At 45.4% G+C, this 18153-nt stretch carries 19 protein-coding genes, 2 tRNA genes and 1 rRNA gene; 17 read left to right on the forward strand and 5 right to left on the reverse strand.

Annotated elements, in window-relative coordinates:
• Positions 1-79 precede the first annotated feature (79 nt).
• From rrf to dacB, 11 genes are all read left to right on the forward strand, one after another.
• Positions 80-193 (forward strand): 5S ribosomal RNA (gene rrf, locus LF817_RS14615).
• Between the two features lie 198 nt (positions 194-391).
• A tRNA-Met gene (locus LF817_RS14620) sits at positions 392-468 on the forward strand.
• Positions 469-517: 49 nt separating this feature from the next.
• Positions 518-594: transfer RNA gene (locus tag LF817_RS14625), tRNA-Asp, on the forward strand.
• Positions 595-738: 144 nt separating this feature from the next.
• Positions 739-1707 carry a thiamine-phosphate kinase gene (gene thiL / locus LF817_RS14630; RefSeq protein ID WP_253936549.1) on the forward strand — a complete coding sequence of 323 codons (969 nt, stop codon included), beginning with the start codon at positions 739-741 and terminating at the stop codon, positions 1705-1707.
• Position 1708: 1 nt separating this feature from the next.
• On the forward strand, positions 1709-2164 hold the full coding sequence (tsaE, locus tag LF817_RS14635) for a tRNA (adenosine(37)-N6)-threonylcarbamoyltransferase complex ATPase subunit type 1 TsaE (RefSeq protein ID WP_253936550.1): 456 nt from the start codon (positions 1709-1711) through the stop codon (positions 2162-2164).
• Positions 2161-2847: a tRNA (adenosine(37)-N6)-threonylcarbamoyltransferase complex dimerization subunit type 1 TsaB gene (gene tsaB / locus LF817_RS14640; RefSeq protein ID WP_253936551.1), complete on the forward strand. Its 687-nt coding sequence runs from the start codon at positions 2161-2163 to the stop codon at positions 2845-2847. Before tsaE ends, tsaB begins: the two co-directional genes overlap by 4 nt.
• Entirely contained in the window at positions 2848-3294 is a 447-nt protein-coding gene (gene rimI / locus LF817_RS14645) for a ribosomal protein S18-alanine N-acetyltransferase (RefSeq protein WP_253936552.1), read from the forward strand. It begins immediately after the preceding gene.
• Complete coding sequence (tsaD, locus tag LF817_RS14650; RefSeq protein WP_253936553.1) at positions 3291-4322, forward strand: tRNA (adenosine(37)-N6)-threonylcarbamoyltransferase complex transferase subunit TsaD; 1032 nt, start codon at positions 3291-3293, stop codon at positions 4320-4322. The genes rimI and tsaD overlap by 4 nt, the downstream gene beginning before the upstream one ends.
• A gap of 359 nt (positions 4323-4681) precedes the next feature.
• Positions 4682-5227: a TetR/AcrR family transcriptional regulator gene (locus tag LF817_RS14655; RefSeq protein WP_253936554.1), complete on the forward strand. Its 546-nt coding sequence runs from the start codon at positions 4682-4684 to the stop codon at positions 5225-5227.
• A 144-nt stretch (positions 5228-5371) separates the two neighbouring features.
• Positions 5372-5542 (forward strand): CsbD family protein, encoded by a 171-nt coding sequence (locus LF817_RS14660; protein WP_253936555.1) that lies wholly within the window; start codon positions 5372-5374, stop codon positions 5540-5542.
• A gap of 229 nt (positions 5543-5771) precedes the next feature.
• Complete coding sequence (dacB, locus tag LF817_RS14665) at positions 5772-7265, forward strand: D-alanyl-D-alanine carboxypeptidase/D-alanyl-D-alanine endopeptidase (protein WP_253936556.1); 1494 nt, start codon at positions 5772-5774, stop codon at positions 7263-7265.
• 41 nt (positions 7266-7306) lie between these two features.
• Here dacB and LF817_RS14670 read toward each other — a convergent pair whose 3' ends face one another.
• A complete protein-coding gene (locus LF817_RS14670) occupies positions 7307-7711 on the reverse strand; it encodes a carboxymuconolactone decarboxylase family protein (RefSeq protein WP_253936557.1) in 405 nt (134 codons plus the stop codon).
• Between the two features lie 406 nt (positions 7712-8117).
• Between LF817_RS14670 and LF817_RS14675 the strand changes: the two genes are divergently transcribed.
• Genes LF817_RS14675 through LF817_RS14685 form a run of 3 tightly spaced genes read left to right on the forward strand, consistent with a single transcriptional unit; the run spans position 8118 to position 10433 of the window.
• A complete protein-coding gene (locus LF817_RS14675; RefSeq protein ID WP_253936558.1) occupies positions 8118-9008 on the forward strand; it encodes a beta-keto acid cleavage family enzyme in 891 nt (296 codons plus the stop codon).
• A 2-nt stretch (positions 9009-9010) separates the two neighbouring features.
• Positions 9011-9955, forward strand: coding sequence for a 3-hydroxyacyl-CoA dehydrogenase NAD-binding domain-containing protein (locus LF817_RS14680; protein WP_253936559.1), 945 nt, complete (start codon positions 9011-9013; stop codon positions 9953-9955).
• Between the two features lie 13 nt (positions 9956-9968).
• Entirely contained in the window at positions 9969-10433 is a 465-nt protein-coding gene (locus LF817_RS14685; protein ID WP_253936560.1) for a thioesterase family protein, read from the forward strand.
• Positions 10434-11573: 1140 nt separating this feature from the next.
• Here LF817_RS14685 and LF817_RS14690 read toward each other — a convergent pair.
• A complete protein-coding gene (locus LF817_RS14690) occupies positions 11574-13508 on the reverse strand; it encodes an ABC-F family ATP-binding cassette domain-containing protein (RefSeq protein ID WP_253936561.1) in 1935 nt (644 codons plus the stop codon).
• A 162-nt stretch (positions 13509-13670) separates the two neighbouring features.
• Between LF817_RS14690 and moaC the strand changes: the two genes are divergently transcribed.
• Together moaC and LF817_RS14700 are read left to right on the forward strand one after the other, a co-directional pair.
• The gene (gene moaC / locus LF817_RS14695) at positions 13671-14147 is read left to right on the forward strand and encodes a cyclic pyranopterin monophosphate synthase MoaC (protein ID WP_253936562.1); all 477 of its coding nucleotides are present in this window, start codon (positions 13671-13673) and stop codon (positions 14145-14147) included.
• Between the two features lie 24 nt (positions 14148-14171).
• Positions 14172-14825 (forward strand): redox-sensing transcriptional repressor Rex, encoded by a 654-nt coding sequence (locus LF817_RS14700; protein WP_253936563.1) that lies wholly within the window; start codon positions 14172-14174, stop codon positions 14823-14825.
• Between the two features lie 48 nt (positions 14826-14873).
• Here LF817_RS14700 and LF817_RS14705 read toward each other — a convergent pair whose 3' ends face one another.
• Positions 14874-15698: an SDR family oxidoreductase gene (locus LF817_RS14705; RefSeq protein WP_253936564.1), complete on the reverse strand. Its 825-nt coding sequence runs from the start codon at positions 15696-15698 to the stop codon at positions 14874-14876.
• Between the two features lie 249 nt (positions 15699-15947).
• Here LF817_RS14705 and LF817_RS14710 point away from each other — a divergent pair, with 249 nt between their 5' ends.
• Positions 15948-17345, forward strand: a complete 1398-nt coding sequence (locus tag LF817_RS14710; protein WP_253936565.1) for an MDR family MFS transporter — start codon at positions 15948-15950, stop codon at positions 17343-17345.
• Positions 17346-17362: 17 nt separating this feature from the next.
• On the opposite strand, the gene LF817_RS14715 is transcribed toward LF817_RS14710, so the two are convergent.
• Positions 17363-17917 carry a GNAT family N-acetyltransferase gene (locus tag LF817_RS14715; RefSeq protein ID WP_253936566.1) on the reverse strand — a complete coding sequence of 185 codons (555 nt, stop codon included), beginning with the start codon at positions 17915-17917 and terminating at the stop codon, positions 17363-17365.
• 22 nt (positions 17918-17939) lie between these two features.
• Positions 17940-18152, reverse strand: coding sequence for a DUF4305 domain-containing protein (locus LF817_RS14720; protein WP_253936567.1), 213 nt, complete (start codon positions 18150-18152; stop codon positions 17940-17942).
• Between the last annotated feature and the right edge of the window lies 1 nt (position 18153).

Below are 18153 nucleotides of genomic sequence, written 5' to 3' on the forward strand. Positions count from 1 at the left end.
TCAACCTTCGTGAAAAAGGTTACGTTTGTGAAGATGTCCGATGTCTTATCCAGTTTTGAGGGTTCACCTCAATCAACGATGTAGTGGCGACAGCGAAGAGGTCACACCTGTTCCCATGCCGAACACAGTAGTTAAGCTCTTCAGCGCCGATGGTAGTCGGGTTTACCCCCGTGAGAGTAGGACGCTGCTACGTCGTTTCAATTAAATTTCATGGGGATTTGTAAAAAGTTTTCCCACAATATCGCGGGGTAGAGCAAGACCGTAAAACTTCTTGCAAAGACATCCCTGTAGGTCTTGCGACGAGCGTAAGCTTCAACGAATAAGCTTGCAACGTGAGGAGCAGTCTTACAAAAATTATAATGGGAACTTATAAAGAGTTTTCCCACAATATCGCGGGGTAGAGCAGTTCGGTAGCTCGTCGGGCTCATAACCCGGAGGTCGCAGGTTCAAATCCTGCCCCCGCAACCAAATTATTTTTAAAGCTCAACTTGTGTTGAGTTTAGTAGTGTTTTTAAATGGTCCGGTAGTTCAGTTGGTTAGAATGCCTGCCTGTCACGCAGGAGGTCGCGGGTTCGAGTCCCGTCCGGACCGCCATTACATCTAATATTACAGCCTTAGGGATTCTTTCCTAAGGCTTTTCTTTTGTCTTTTTTTATTTTCACGATATTACTTGGTATAATGGTTTTATTGTGAAGAAACGTACGTTTTCTTTAACGCAGGACGAGAGGGGTTTTAGCTATGGACGAGTTTTCTTTTATCGATTCGATCCGGCCGTCCGCCTATTTACAACCTTCGCTGATTAAGGGAGTGAGTGATGATGCTGCCGTGTTCCGTCAGCCTTCTGAGGATATTGTGACGGCGGTCGATACGATGGTGGAGGATGTTCATTTTTCCAGAGAGACCATGCAGCCATACCATATAGGTTACCGTGCACTGGCTGCGAATCTAAGTGATTTAGCTGCGATGGGCAGTACGCCTGCCTTTTACTTAGTATCACTTGTCGTTCCAAACGATTGGACACAGGAAGAGCTGGGGGAAGTATATCGGGGCATGCGCACGCTTGCCAGCGACTACCATATGGATTTAATTGGGGGCGATACGGTTTCTGGCAAGCAGCTTTGTGTCTCCATTACGGTTTTTGGCTACGTGCTAAAAGATAAAGCGCGCTACCGAAGTGCCGCTCAATCAGGAGATATCGTCTTTGCGACGGGTACATTAGGTGACGCCCGCGCGGGACTTGAATGTATACTTAATGGGGTGAATGACCCATATTTAATACAAAGGCATCGTACGCCTTATCCGCGTGTTCATTTTGCCAAACGATTATCGTCCCTCTCTCGTGTTGCGTTAAATGATGTAAGTGATGGGATTGCGAATGAAGCAAATGAGATTGCTGAAGCTTCAAAGGTTGAGCTTCATTTAAACTTTGAGCAAATCCCTTACTCTTCTCAAATTTCTGAGTTATTCCCTTCTCGTTATAAAGACTGGGTGCTTTCTGGAGGAGAGGATTTTGAGTTAATAGGAACGGTCAGTGAAAAGGAATGGCCCCACATCGTCGAGGCTGCGAAGCAAGATAATACGCCAGTCGTTGAAATTGGCAGAGTGAAAGAAAGCAGTCAAAATGGTGCGGTCTACCTTTATAAGGAAGGAAAACGCTCTATTCTAAATAAATCGGGGTATACCCATTTGCAAGAGGAACGTGATTAGAATGACGACAATAACATGGACAACGCATTCAGAAGAGGATACAAAGCAGTTTGCGGAGAAGCTTGGAGGCTTGCTGCAAGCTGGCGATGTGCTGACGCTTGAGGGCGATTTAGGTGCAGGGAAAACGACCTTTACGAAAGGCCTGGCAAAAGGGCTTGGAGTTAAACGAACGGTGAATAGTCCAACATTTACGATTATAAAAGAGTATATGGGACGGCTTCCTTTCTATCATATGGATGTGTATCGACTAGAGGATAGTGATGAGGATTTAGGGTTTGAAGAATTTTTTAATGGAGAAGGTGTGACTGTAGTGGAGTGGTCACAGTTCATTGAAGATTACTTGCCTGAGGAGCGTTTAGAATTAACGATTGAGTATGTGGACGATACGTCACGAACAATCTCTATTACTGCTCGTTCCAATCATTTTGAACAAGTGTGTAAGGAGATGAGTACATGAATGTGCTGGCGATGGATACGTCAAATGATGTGTTAGGTCTCTCCATAGTTAAAAACGGAATAGTGGCAGGCGAACTCATGACTAACGTGAAAAAAAATCATTCCATTCGTTTGATGCCTGCGATTGATCAATTGATGCGTGACACACAAACGAAGCCTGAAGAACTGGATCGAATAGCAGTAGCTCACGGACCAGGCTCTTACACAGGGGTGCGGATTGGCTTAACGACAGCGAAAACGATGGCATGGTCGTTAGGCATTCCAGTAGTCGGAATCTCGAGCCTTAAGGCCTTGGCCAGCCAGGGTCGCCTTTATGAAGGATATATCTGTCCTTTTTTTGATGCGAGAAGAGGTCTTGTTTATACGGGCTTGTATGATACGAAGCTAAATCTCATCAAAGAAGAGGCGAACCTTCTAATGTCAGATTGGCTGGCGTCATTAAAAGATCTCAACGCACCGATACTGTTCTTAAGTCAGGACACAGCGTTACACAAAGATATGATCGAAGAATACTTAGGAGATCAAGCTGTCATTGCTGATGCAGGCTATCATTACCCGAGCCCCTCCTATCTGGCGCTTGCGGCAATGGAGAAAGAGCCGGCTCCTCTTCATGAGCTTGTACCGAATTATTTGCGTATTCCTGAAGCAGAAGCAAAGTGGCTGGCTCAGCAGGAGAAACGGTAAATGGTACAGGTGAGAGAAATGAAAGAAAAGGATCTTGCTCAAGTAATGATAGTAGAACACGCTTCCTTTCCCGTACCCTGGACAGAAGAAACGTTCAGGAATGAAGTGAACGGCGAGAATCCTTATGCGCACTATTATGTCATTGAAGATCAAGGGGAAGTTTTCGGATATTGCGGCGTCTGGCTGATTATTGATGAAGCGCACGTAACCAATATTGCAATCCATCCAGATCACCGCGGGAAAAAGTACGGCGAGCAGCTGTTCCGCTATTCTTTTGAACAGGTCATTGAGATGGGCGCCATTCAGCTTAGCCTGGAGGTACGGGTCTCCAATATGGCAGCGCAGCATTTATATCGTAAATTCGGACTTGTGCCTGGCGGTATAAGGAAAAATTACTATACTGACAATGGAGAAGACGCATTAGTCATGTGGGTGGGGTTAAAATGAGTAAAGATCAATATGTTTTAGCGATTGAAACGAGCTGTGATGAAACAGCCGTGGCTATTGTAAAAAATGAACGCGAGCTCGTAACGAATGTGGTGGCTTCTCAAATAGAAAGCCATAAGCGGTTTGGGGGAGTTGTTCCGGAAATTGCTTCTCGTCACCATATCGAACAGATTACGCTGACGCTGGAAGAGGCGCTTACGCAGGCAGAAATGACGATCGATGATATTGAAGCCATTGCTGTAACAGAAGGCCCTGGGCTTGTCGGAGCATTACTTGTAGGGGTTAATGCTGCAAAAGCACTGGCGTTCGCCAAGCAGAAGCCGCTAGTCGGCGTGCATCATATCGCTGGTCATATTTACGCCAATCGGTTAGAAAAAGAATTCGAATTTCCACTGCTTTCTCTCGTAGTTTCCGGGGGCCATACAGAGCTTATTTTAATGGACGAGCATGGAAGCTTTGAAGTGATCGGAGAAACGCGTGACGATGCCGCAGGTGAAGCGTACGACAAAGTAGCACGTACGTTAAAGCTTCCTTATCCAGGTGGACCGCACATCGATAAGCTTGCTCAGGAGGGAGAAGTCTCGATTGATTTTCCGAGAGCATGGCTTGAGGATGGCTCCTATGATTTCAGCTTCAGTGGTTTAAAGTCAGCAGTTATCAACAAGCTGCACAATGCGAAACAGAAAAATGAAGAAATTCCTCCACAAGATGTGGCCGCAAGTTTTCAAGATAGTGTAGTGGACGTGTTATCCACAAAAACATACAAGGCTGCCAAAGAATATGGAGTGAAGCAAGTCATTGTGGCTGGTGGAGTTGCCGCAAATAAAGGATTACGCTCGGCATTAAAGGATAAGTTTAAAGAAGAGGATTGTGAATTACTGATACCACCACTGCACTTATGCACAGATAACGCAGCGATGATTGCCGCAGCAGGCGCTGTAGCTTATCAACAAGGACACCGCTCGGGTTATGATTTGAACGCAAACCCTGGCTTAGACTTGGAAATGTACGGTAAAAGAGGCTCCTAAACTCCCTTAATAAGGGAGTTTTTTTAATGAGGGAGTGGCTTAAAGTACAGCTGAAGAATGAGGAGACTTTAAAAGTTATACACATTTGTATATTTATGCAGTGGATAAAATAATTATAGTATTGAAATTAAAGGAGAGAAAACGCTCCCACAATTTGTGGATAAGTTGATAACTGATTGTGGATAATGTGGATTAAAATGTTGAAAACCGATAAAATCCATACACAACTGTTGAAAAGTATGTGGATAAGGTCGTTTTATGCATTCACCTCTATACATAGGGCGTTTCGATTAAATTGAAAAACCCCCGAACTACTGATAACATTATGGGAAAACGTACTTAGTAAATGAGGGAAGAGAATGCCTAGAGAATCGAAACGGCATAAAATTTTAGAAGCCGCTGCGTTAATCGTTAAAGAGCGGGGAAGTGATGCTTTAACGTTAGATGCTGTCGCTAAAAGAGCAGAGGTCAGCAAAGGTGGACTCTTGTATCACTTTTCCACAAAAGAAGCTCTTGTGCAGGGGCTTGTGCAGCATATGAATGAAATCTACCGTGACAATGTGGAAGAGCTTGTGGAAAAAGATACAGAAGAGATGGGCAAATGGGCCAGATCATTTATTAACGTCATGCATGCGAAAAGCTTGGAAAACGAAACGATCAGTGCCGGAATGTTAGCAGCCCAGGGGATGAATCCTAAATTGCTTAAGCCGTTGCAGGATACATATGCAGATTGGCAGAATCATATCGAGCATGACGGAATCGACCAAGTAGATGCCACCATCATGCGTCTGGCGGTTGATGGTTTATGGTTATCAGAAATCTTTGGCCTTGGCCCTTTGAACCCTAGTCTTAGAAAAAAGGTACTAGAGCGGTTATCGGAACAAACGCATCCAACCGACGACTAGCAAATTATATGAAAAAAATCACCAGTTCCATCGGGCCTGGTGATTTTTTTATTTATAGGAAGCTGGTTTAAATGATAAGAAGAGTAAAGCGGCGCTCTTCAGGGTATATATTTTCCAAACCTTTAAAAAGGAGAGTGACGATCCATGGCAGATCATAATGGAATAGATGATAAATTGAAAGGCCAAACCAATAAAGCTAAAGGGGAAGTGAAAGAGCAGACAGGCAAAGTTAAAGATGACCCTGAGATGCAGACGAAAGGAAAAAAAGATAAAACAAAAGGAAAAGCCCAAAAAGGGATAGGGAAATTAAAATAAAAATATAATGATAATCCCCCTCTAAATGAAAGTTTGGAGGGGGATTTTTTGTTTTTAAAGAAACACATGCAGATCAATAGCTGCCGAATAACTAAAAATAAGAACCGCTGGATTGGAATACCCTATAGGTTATAGGGATATTTATATATCCTTACATATAATTGTTAAAATTTTCTAAGTTGATTGCTGAAGTTAAGGAAACTAAAACTTTAAAGGAGGAAGATACATAATGAAGGATACAATCAAAAGTAAACAAATGGCTTTCCTGATCCTTGCCGTGTTCTTAACGTTGACTCTTACTCAGGCGATGGAGGGTGCTCAAGTAAAAGCAACATCCGAGGATTCTTCTTTAGAACATCAAATCGATGAAATTTTAAATGATCAAAGATTAGACGGGGCACTAGCTGGTGTCAGCGTGCGATCAGCTGAAACGGGAACGCTCATTTATGACAATGTCGGGGATGTACGATTAAAACCAGCCTCTAACATGAAGCTTTTTACCGGAGCTGCCGCGCTTGAAACCCTTGGTCCCGATTACACATTTACGACCTCGGTCTTAACCGACGGCAGCATCAAGGGGAAAAAGCTGCATGGCGACCTGTATTTAAAAGGGGAAGGTGACCCGACGTTAATGGAAGAGGATCTTGAAGCATTCGCCAGAGCTGTGAAAAAGGCTGGTATACGGGAAGTAAAAGGCGATCTGCTAGCTGACGATAGTCGGTATGACGATGTTCGATTATCCGAGGATATCTCATGGAATGATGAATCTAACTACACAGCAGCTCCGATCTCAGCACTAACTCTATCTCCGAATGAAGATTACGATGCGGGCACGGTGATCGTCGATGCTTACCCAGCAGGCGCAGAAGGCGGCGAGGCAGAAGTACGAGTCATTCCTGATAATGGCTACGTTGAGATTGTGAATAAAACGGAAACGGTGGCTTCCGATCAGCCAAAGGAAATTTCCATTGAGCGAACGCATGGCACGAATCAAATCGTTGTCGAAGGAGAAATCCCGCTTGAAGGTACCCGCTCGCGTTCCTGGATAGCTGTATCAGATCCTGCCGGTCTTGCTTTAGACGTATTTCATAAAGCATTAGTCAATGAGGGAATCAAAGTAACAGGAGATAAAAGGGAAGATGGAAAAATTTCAGAAGCAGCGGATTCACTTGTTTCAAAAGAATCCATGCCGCTGGAAGAGCTGTTTGTACCTTTTATGAAGCTGAGTAATAATGGGCACGCGGAGGTTTTAATTAAAGAAATGGGTAAGGTGGTTCACGATGAAGGAAGCTGGGATAAGGGACTTGAAGTGGTAGAAAATTTTCTTCACGATAACGACGTCAATGCTGATACGATGAGGCTGCGCGACGGATCCGGTATGTCTCACGTTAACATGATTCCCGCAAATGAAATATCCCGCCTTCTTTATCAAGTGCAAGACAAAGAATGGTTCCCGGCTTACTTAAACTCACTTCCTGCCGCTGGTAACAGTGATCGCTTCATCGGGGGCACACTTAGAAACCGAATGAATCATACAGCTGCTGAAGCTAATGTTCAGGCTAAAACAGGGTCGCTGACCGGCGTCAATTCTTTGTCTGGTTATGTGACAACAGAGGAAGGGGAAGAGCTGATCTTCTCGATTGTTTTAAACCACTATATCGGCGGTGTACAGTCTATTGTTGATGAAATAGCTGTGACCCTGGCAGAGTATAATACCGAGTAAATAAAAAGGCGCCGGCTCCTCCATGGAACTGGTGCCTTTGTTTACGTTTTCGCAGCTTCCATCGATCTCTCTTGAAAAACATGTTGTGCCTGCTTCACAGCATTGATGACGGTCGGAAAACCGACATATGGAATCAGCTGAATCATCGCTTCTACGATTTCTTCTTCCGTTAAACCAGCGTTAAGAGCCGTGTTAATGTGTAACTCAAGCTGCGGGAGACTCCCGGATCCCTGAGTTACAAGGCTTGAAAGGACGGCCAGGGCACGATTTTTTTTGCTTAAATTGTTTCGACTGTAAATATCTCCATAGGCAAATTCGATAATGTATTTACCGATATCCGGAGCAATGTCGTTTAATCCTTTCATCAGTTCAAAATGATTGGTTCCTTTTTCTTCATTGGTGTATTCCTTTAACATTTCTAGTCCTTTTTCGTAGCGTGTTGTCATGGTGTCTACTCCTTTCTTGTCAGAATGCATTTATTTATTTTCTGCTGATTCTACAGTCGATCTTCAATATATTATTTAAACTAAATAAGTATTTCAAAGTATACAATCTGGACGGTTATCTTTCAAGGTCAGCACAACGAAATAAATCAGAGCATATGTAACTATAGAGAAGCTTGTCTTTTCTAATAGTGTTTTAATGCTGGTTTTGTTATGTATTTGCTCTTTAATTACATAATATATGGTTTTTACAGAAGCAGACGTCCGCAAAAACAAGTTTTTGTTCGGCTATGCTAAAGAAAAAGGATAGGTGATTTTAAGTAAGGAGTTGAAAATAAACAGTCCAGATGGTACACTTTATAACATTGATCAAACAAAACTAATTAGAATTCAAAGGAGGATCTTTTGAATGAAACATAAAGTATTGCTGACTTCTGCCGTTACAGGAGCAGGAGACACGTTAGAAAAAAATCCACACGTACCGGTGACACCGAAAGAAATCGCAGAATCAGCGATTGAATCAGCAAAAGCAGGAGCGACGGTTGCGCATGTCCATGCCCGTGATCCTAAGACTGGCGGTATCAGCCATAATGTTGAACATTATCGGGAAATCGTTGATCGCATTCGTGAGTCAGAGACAGATGTGATCATTAATATTACGTCCGGGGGCGGGGGAGATTTCATCCCAAGTTTGAATACCCCAGCTGCCGGCGGTGATGGTACAGACATTCAAACGCCTGCAGAGCGTCATGAACCGGTGGGCGAGCTGCTTCCCGAAATGTGTACACTCGATTGCGGAAGCACGAACTTCGGCGACATGATTTATATGAGCCCGACGGACTGGCTGAGAGACCAGGCGAAACTTATTCAGGAGAGCGGTGTAAAGCCGGAGCTTGAGTGTTTCGACACCGGGCACATTCGTTTTGCAAATCAATTAGTGAAAGAAGGATTGATCGATGGAGACCCGATGTATCAGTTTTGTCTAGGTATTCCATGGGGAGCGGCCGCAGATGCTGAGACGATGATTTATATGCAGAACAGAATTCCGGAGAATGCGCACTGGTCTGCTTTTGGCATCGGACGTATGCAAATGCCGATGGCTTCTCAGTCGGCACTTCTTGGAGGAAATGTCCGCGTTGGTTTAGAGGATAATATTTATTTATCAAAAGGCGTCCCTGCGAAAAATGAACAGCTGGTAGATAAAGCTGTTACGATGCTGAACGGATTAGATCTAGAACCGATGACACCGCAGGAAGCACGTGAATATTTCAATCTACGCCAGCCGTCTGGGGGTAAATAATCATGAAAATCGCAATAGTAGGAACAGGAGTCATCGGAAATGGCTGGATTACTCGTATGCTTGCTCAAGGATACGACGTTGTGGCAACAGATCCAGCTGAGGGAGCGGAAGAACGCATGCGTCAGGCGGTTGATCAAGGCTGGCCTTTCGCAGAAGCGCTTGGTTTAGCAGAAGGAGCATCCAAGGAACGTTTGACGTTTGAAAAAGAATTAGCAGATGCCGTAAAGGATGCTGATTTCATACAAGAAAACGTTCCGGAAGTAGAAGAGTTGAAACAAAAGGTACTGCAGAGTATTGACGAGCATGCAAAACAAGAAGCATTGATCGGTTCCAGTACGTCTGGCATCATGCCATCAGAGCTGCAGGAGAACCTCCAGTATCCGGAACGATTCGTAGTCGCGCATCCTTTCCACCCGGTTTATATTCTGCCGCTCGTTGAAGTCGTGGCAGGAAAACAGACAACTTTAGAGAATGTAGAAAGAGCGAAGGCTTTTTACGAAAGTATGAATATGAGGGTGCTGCTCGTACGTCATGAGATTGAGGGCCACATTGCCGACCGTCTCATTGAAGCGATCTGGAGAGAATCTCTTCACATTGTCAACGAAGGGATTGCCACGACAGAAGAAGTCGATAAAGCATTCACGCACGGCGCCGGTCTTCGCTATGCGCAATATGGACCTTTCTTAACCTTCCACTTAGCAGGCGGCGAGGGCGGCATGCGTCATATGCTGAAACAATTCGGCCCCGCACTGAAAAAGCCGTGGACGAAGCTGGAAGCACCAGAGCTTACGGATGACCTTTACAATAAAGTAGTGTCAGGCTGTGAAGCACAGTCAAACGGCATGTCCATGTCCGAACTTGATCAAAATCGTAACGAATTTTTGATTCGACTATACGATTTAGTTCAGGAGTATTGGCCAAAAGAGCAAGAGAAAACCAACGTATAAAGGAGAGGTCGTCGTGGAGTTTCACTATAAACACACCGTCCCTTCAGAGTGGGTGGATTACAACGGTCACATGAACGATGCGGAATACAATCGAGCATTCAGTCAGGCGACCGATGCCTTTATCGATCATATCGGACTCGATGAACCATCCCGCAGCCATTTTCAGTACACGATGTTCACATTAGAAACACATACGTGCTACTTGCAGGAGATGAAAGAAGGAGCGTCGTTTACCATTACTGCCCAGGTGCTGGATTATGATGCGAAGCGCGTCCACTTATTTTTATCTATGCATAACGCTGAAGGAGATCTTGTCGCCACATTAGAAGAAATGCTGATGGGGATCGATCAAAACGAGGGACGTGCTGCTCCTTTTCCAAAAGCAGTGGAAGAAAAAATTGATGCCTTCTATCAGAAGCATGCGAATCAGGAACAGCCAAATCAGGCAGGCCGGACGATCGGTATTCGAAGGAAATAAAAGAAACGGAAGACAAGCATTCCAGGAGACTGGGTGCTTGTCTTTTTAGGCTATCTTTGCAGTTTCCGTTTCTAACGAATAGAGCTTGAAGGTCTGAGAAATTACTCGCTTTCCATGAAGCAATTCTTACAATAATAAAGAGCTAGAACTGTGGGGTATCATCTAACCTTCATCTTCCAGCTATAGTACTCGTGGCTAACGGGAATACCTTCATTTCAGTACGATAAATCAACATCGAATCACTTCGTTTTTCCTCTTTCTTCAGCAGCACAGTTACGTCTACACTACGCTTAAAGAAGCGTTTGCGCTTTTAAAGCTGGAAGTGTCCCCATACTCTCGCCACCCATCACTATATATGTATTTTGAACCCGCTTGAACATAAGTGTTCTTAAATAGTTGCGGGATTACCACACGCCCATGCCGTGGTTATAGCGATTTTAGTTTTAATAACTCTTACTACTTGAAGGTCGTTTCGAGTACCTTTCAAACGTATGGTGGCTTTAGAAAACGGTGAGATCCCGGAAGGCGAAGCCTGAGGAAGCTCACCACATGCCCGCGGAAAGCGATCCGTTTTCTAAAGCCACCATCTCTACATACAAAAGTCTCGAAACGGCTCTCATTCGAAAGGGGTTATTTTATAGTGAAGCACCTCATAAAATGTTCCCATTCCCATCGAAAGCCAGTGATTTCCCGGACTTCAAACTCCATTCATTAGGAACGGAAACTCCCTTATATCTCGAAGTCTTGGTATGAGATATAAGGGAGCTTAGTACAGGTCACCACGGAAATCAAAAAGAGCTTTTTATAAGTAAGCAGCGGAGGTTTGTATATATGCTAAGATAAATATAATGAGGAAGCAGTAACATCAAACAAATAGAGGTGAGTACCATTAAGATTGCCATCATAATCATTGCCATAGTATCTTTAATCGGACTAGTATTAACACTATTAGTCGCAGGGAAAAGTGATGAGAATTATAGTTCTTCCACTCAAAAAAATTTAACCGCTCTTTCCATGATTTATGTCGTCGCTATCGTCGGATCCTTCATCGCATTAGCCATATTTATAGTAAGTTGAGGCTTGAAAAAAATTACATAAAAAAATGCTCAGAGTATCTATCAACACTCTGAGCATTTATCTTTAGGAATCTAAAGCTTCCCATTCTTCAAGCAGAGCTTCCATCCGCTCCTGATACTGTTCATTCATTTCTGTCAGCTCCAGTGATTTCTCATGATCCTGGAAAATTTCCGGCTCACATAGCAGCGCATCATTTTCTTCCACTTTTGCTTCGATTTGTTCAATTTCCTGTTCAATCTCAGTGATACGACGCTTTCGTTTACGTTCTTCGCTTTTCTGGGCTTTATCCTGCTGAAAGCTCGTTTTCGTTTCCTGCTCGGAAGGTTTCGTTTCAAACTGGGCTCGTTCGGCTTCTTCCAGCTGTCTCAGTTCCTCCTCTTCCTGCAGTTTGTGTACATAGTAATCGTAGTCTCCGAGGAAGACGCGGGTTTGTTCCGGTTTCATCTCGACGACCTGGGAGGCGATTTTGTTAATGAAATAACGGTCGTGGGACACGAAAAGCAGGGTGCCAGGGTAATCTACAAGCGCTGCCTCAAGCACCTCTTTACTATCTAAATCGAGGTGGTTGGTCGGCTCATCGAGGACGAGAAAGTTCGCTTCCTGCATCATCAGCTTTGCTAACGCCAGCCGTGCTTTCTCGCCACCGCTCAGTGCCGATACGGGTTTTAGCACATCTTCTCCGGAAAAAAGGAAGTTACCTAAGATCGTACGGATATCTTTTTCATTTTTGTGTGGATAATCGTCCCATAATTCGTTGAGGACGGATTTCTTCGAGTTCAGCTTTGTCTGCTCCTGGTCATAGTAGCCGATCTGGACATTTGTGCCGATCTTCATGTCGCCTTTTACGGCTTCTAGTTCCCTGGTGATCGTTTTCAACAATGTCGTTTTCCCGACGCCGTTTGGTCCGACGAGAGCAAAAGAATCACCGCGCTGGACATCAAGTGAAAGGTGCTCGAACAAATAAGGCGCTTCGTGGTTGTAGCTGAACGCCAGATCACGCAGCTTCAATACGTCATTTCCGCTTTTCTTGGCCACCTGGAAACTGAACTTTGCCGATTGCTGATCAGCTTTTGGTTTATCGAGCTTGTCCATTTTCTCAAGCTGCTTGCGTCGGCTTTGTGCCCGCTTACTCGTCGTCGCCCGAACGATGTTTTTCTGGACGAACTCTTCCATCTGTTTAATTTCGCTTTGCTGTTTTTCGTAATGCTTCAGCTCAAGCTCATAATCTTCTTCTTTTTTCTTTAAATAGCTGCTGTAGTTGCCGTGATACTTTTTCGAACCCTGGTGGGCGATTTCATAGACGGTATTGACGACTTTATCGAGGAAGTAACGGTCGTGGGATACGATGACGACCGCGCCTTCATAGCCTTGAAGATAACCTTCGAGCCAGGCAAGTGTATCGATGTCCAAATGGTTGGTCGGCTCATCGAGAATCAAGACGTCAGGCTTCGTCAAAAGCAGCTTACCTAGCGCAAGTCGTGTTTTCTGTCCGCCGCTTAAGCTTGAGATCGGAGTGCCCCAATCGAAGTTGTGGAAATTCAAGCCATTCAGTACCGACTTGATGTCCGCCTCGTATTGATAACCGCCCGTCATTTTAAAATAATCCTGCTTGTCATCATACGTTTTCAACAGTTTCTGGTACGCTTCATAGTCGTTAAGAAGGTCAGGATCTGCCATATCGGCTTCCATCGTACGCAGTTCTTTTTCAAGCTTCTTTATATGGGAGAAAACACTTTCCATTTCATTCCATATTGTATCGGACGACTGCAGCCCCGTATTTTGCGCGAGGTAGCCCATCGTCACGTCCTTTGGTTTAAAAATGTCACCCGAATCATAACTCATATCACCGGCCATCATTTTCAGCAAGGTGCTTTTCCCTGCTCCGTTTCTGCCGACAATGGCCAGACGATCATGCATCTGGACTTCCAATTTAATATTTTCTAAAATCAACTCTGCCCCGAATCGCTTCGTCAATTGGTTCAATTGCATCAGAATCATTTCGTTTCACCTCAATGTGATAAGTGTATCTTATATAGGATGAGAGTAGCAAGAAGAGGAACCTTTAGATTGTGAATGACGTAACACTTCCGTTTGATTTTTTGGTAAAATAGGAGTAATGTTTGAGTAACTAAGCTGTAAAAAAGTTAAAGGAGTCCGAGCATGTCAGAATTCACTCATTTCAATGAGCAGGGCCGGGCCCGAATGGTAGATATCTCTGAGAAAAAAGATACTGTTCGAACGGCCGTTGCACGAACAAGTGTCGAAGTAAACGAAACGATTTATCATAAAATTACAAATGGGGACATAGAGAAGGGCGACGTGCTATCGGTCGCTCAAGTAGCTGGCATCATGGCCGCTAAGAAAACGCCCGACTGGATCCCGATGTGTCATCCGCTTCCTCTTAAAGGAATCGATGTCACGTTCGATTGGGAAACAGAGGAAAGCTATACGCTGCTCATCCGCGTGTCGGTAAAGACGAAGGGGAGCACAGGGGTTGAAATGGAAGCGTTAACGGCTGCGTCTGCGACGGCGCTCACCGTGTACGACATGTGTAAAGCCGTAGACAAGGGAATCGTTATTGGAGCTACTTATCTGGAAGAAAAAACAGGAGGCAAATCCGGCGATTACCAGAGATAGGAACGGTAAGAGGAGGTTTAGAGGATGGATATAGAAAACGCAAAGATTCCACAAGCAACAGCGAAGCGACTTCCGCTGTACTATAGATTTATTAACAATCTCCACAGCCAGGGGAAAATGAGAGTCTCCTCCAAAGAGCTCAGTGAAGCGGTTAAGGTAGATTCCGCTACAATACGGCGCGATTTTTCGTATTTTGGAGCCCTCGGTAAGAAGGGATATGGGTATAACGTAGAATACCTGCTGTCCTTTTTCAGAAAAACGCTTGATCAGGACGAAACGACGAACGTCGCCCTCATCGGTGTCGGAAACCTCGGGACCGCGTTTTTAAATTACAATTTCACGAAAAACAACAATACGAAAATCCAAATTGCCTTCGATGCGAGCGACGATCGAATCGGTGATACGGTCGGCGGCGTACCGATCAAGCATATAGATGAATTAGAGGAATACATCGATGGCATTTCGGTCGCGATTCTGACCGTTCCCGCCCATGCGGCGCAGGGCATTGCCGATCGGTTAGTGAAATCGAACATTTCCGGAGTGCTTAACTTCACGCCGGCTCGTATCACTGTGCCTTCGAGCGTACGTGTGCATCATATTGATTTGGCGGTCGAGCTGCAGGCACTCGTCTATTTTCTCAAGCATTATCCGCTGGACGGAGAACTGGAAGACGAATGATAAGCAAAAGCAAAGCCCCGTTCATCGCGAGCGGGGCTTTATTTTGTATTATTCCGTTGTATTTTTCCATTTTTCGTCTATAAGCATTTTCCCAGGCCATGTATACGCCATGAGACCGCCATCAACGGTTATGTCTTCACCTGTAACGTAAGAGCTTTCATCGGATGCTAAAAATAAGGCGACATCCGCCACTTCTTCCGGACGGCCCAAGCGTCCCATAGGTGTCACCCACTTATTAGCCTCTCTGAATTCTTTTCCTTGGTTTTGCTGCTTGGAGCCGGCAAGTTCATCAATCAGCGGAGTTTCAATCGTGCCAGGGGCAATAGAATTGACGCGGATGCCTTCCCGGGCGTAATCAATCGCCATCGCTTTTGTGAAATTCGTAATGCCGCCTTTGGCTGCGTTATAGCCTGAGCGGTCCAAATCTGCGGCTCTTCCTGACATGGACGAAGTGTTGATGATCGAACCACTGCCGCCTTCTAACATTAAAGGGATTAAGTACTTGCTCGATAAAAACGTGCCGCGTAAATCGACGGAAATGATCCGGTCGAACAGCTCCACAGGATATTCGTGTACTTTTCCACCTTCTTCATCAATGCCTGCATTATTGAACAGGATATCGATCGATCCGTACGTTTCTTTTAAATGATCGGCCAAGTTCTGTACGCTTTCTTCAACGGATACGTCCAAGTAATGATATTCAGCATTGCCGCCATCGTCGTTGATTTTCTGTACCGTATCCTCCACTTGTTCTTCATTGATATCTGCACAAACTACAGTGGCTCCTTCTTTTGCGAAAAGCTTGACCGTCGCTTCACCGATGCCGGTAGCTGCACCGGTCACGACAGCTACTTTCTGATCTAGTCTACCCATATTCATCGTACCTCCTTATGATGTATATAGCTGATTACCCATGCTTTTTCAGAGGTAAACCTACCCATTTCAAGTAAAAACGCTTCCAATCGGTTTCTCATGTTTGCGAACGGCGATTGGTGGAATATTTTAAAAGGCTTAATATTAGAAGCTTCTCATCAAACGAGGCACAAGAATAGAGAACCAGTGTTTACAATGATAAAGTAAGGAACAGTTCGAGTTCCGAAATAAATAGAGAGGAGGCCGCTTATGAGCAAAATACCTACAAAATGGCTGGTCGTCATTTCCGTCCTGTTTGGGACGTTTACCGTCATATTGAACAACAGCATGCTTAATCCGATTCTGCCCCGCTTCATTGAGGTGTTTGATTCGAACGCTGTTTCCGTCGGCTGGATACTGACAATCTTCATGGTAGCGATGGGGATGACGATGCCGCTGACCGGTTATTTTGGAGACCGGTTCGGGAAAAAGAAAGTCTACCTGGCTGGACTCAGCCTGTTCATTGTGGGCTCAATTTCAGGCCTGCTGTCTCAAACGTTGTCGATGGTCATTATTTCGAGGGCGATCCAGGGGATGGGGGGCGGTCTGATCATGCCGATCGCGATGGCCCTTATATTTAATTCCTTTCCGCGCCATGAACGGGGACTGGCGGTTGGAGTATACGGAGTAGCCGCCATGGTCGCGCCCGCCATCGGCCCGACGATCGGAGGATTTCTCATCCAGTTTCTTGACTGGCCCTGGCTGTTCGCCATCAATATCCCGTTCGGTTTTATTGGACTGGCCTTATCCGCTAAGTTTCTTGAGCGGACAGAAACCGATCCGAACAAGCGGTTCGATTTACCAGGCTTTGTAATTATTACGCTCGGAATCGGCGCCATTCTGTTTGCGCTGGGACGTGGCCGTGAGATCAGCATGCTTGCAGATTCGCTCAATGTTACGCTGATCGCCTCTGGACTCATCGCTATCGTCATTTTCGTCTTTTATGAAAATCGCCAGGAAGATCCGCTTCTCAATCTATCCGTATTCAAAGTGCCGACATATTCCGTGTCGATTCTCGTGACTTCTTCGGCATCGATCGGTTTGTTCTCCGGAATCTTCCTGCTGCCTTTACTCATCCAGAATGTGTACGGGCTCAATGAAGTCATGACAGGTCTTTTATTCCTACCAGCCGCAGCGGCAAGTGGAATTTTCATGTCGCTTGGCGGCCGGCTGCTCGATAAAAAAGGACCGCGGTACGTCGTGCCGCCGGGCCTTGCCATCATGGCCGGAGCAACGATCGGCCTCGGTATGCTGAAGCTGTCGACCCCGTACTGGCTGATTCTCATTTTGAACGCTATCCGTGGAATCGGCATGGGCATGGGAAATATGCCGGCGACAACGTCCGGGATGAACTCCATCCCTGAGCATCTCGTCGCTCAAGGCTCAGCAATGAACAATATCATCCGTCAAATTTCCTCTTCTTTAGGGATCGTCTTTTTTTCGATCTACTATGAAGTACGACGGGCACAGATTGCTGCCGCCCCGGATATCGATATGCAGGCGGCAACCCTGCAGACGCTGAATGAAGCGTTTCTCGTTTCGGCCGGCATCTTGATTCTCGCCATCCCGTTCTCTTTCATATTAAAAGGCGTACAGGATGACAAATAAAAAACGCGCAAGGAGCTTCATCTCGGCTCCTGCGCGTTTTTTTCATCCCATTCATGACTGAGTAACCCGTACATGAACATATCGTAGCGGCCGCCGTCCCGTAAGATGAACTCACGCTGGGCGCCTTCATACGTAAAACCTAGTTTTTCATACAGCCAGATCGCCGGCTGATTGTACTCGAAGACCGTCAATTGCAAACGGTGCAGGTTCAGCTCGTAGAACGCATAGTCGATGAGCAGCTTCATCGCCTCCGTTCCATAACCTTCTCCCTGGTGTGAAGGGTCGCCGATGGCAATGGCCAGCCAGCCGTTCCGCTGGTTCCAGAGAATACCGTCCAGCGACACATAGCCGATGAACGTATCTTCTTCACAAATCGAGAAGATGAATTCTGTATGGCTTTCGGCTGCCTCATTACGCCATTCCTTTAAAGAATCAATCGACCTCGGCCGGGCGGGAAAAGCGTCCAGCCGACGGAGAAAAAAAGAATTGTTGAACCATTTCGATATCGTATCTACATGTTCGTCGGTGACTGGCCCCAGGTGGACACGGGGACCACGCAGGATCGGTTCCATAAGCCCTCAGCCTCCTCGTCCGTCATTTTTTGTTATTATTGTTTTTTGACTGTTTGATTTTGAAGTGAATCGAAATCAAACGTACCGTCACGGCAAAATTAAACGTCGCGATGATGACCGGCAGCAGCGTTCGGAAGTTCCATAAGGACTCCGGCGCCGAATACGTTGCGATATAGGTGAACGCCACGCCCATGAAAAAGTAAATCGCGGCCATCGTAAGTGGGGAAGCTCTCATA

The sequence above is a fragment of the Halobacillus sp. A1 genome, assembly GCF_024189295.1.
Lineage (GTDB): Bacteria > Bacillota > Bacilli > Bacillales > Halobacillaceae > Halobacillus_A.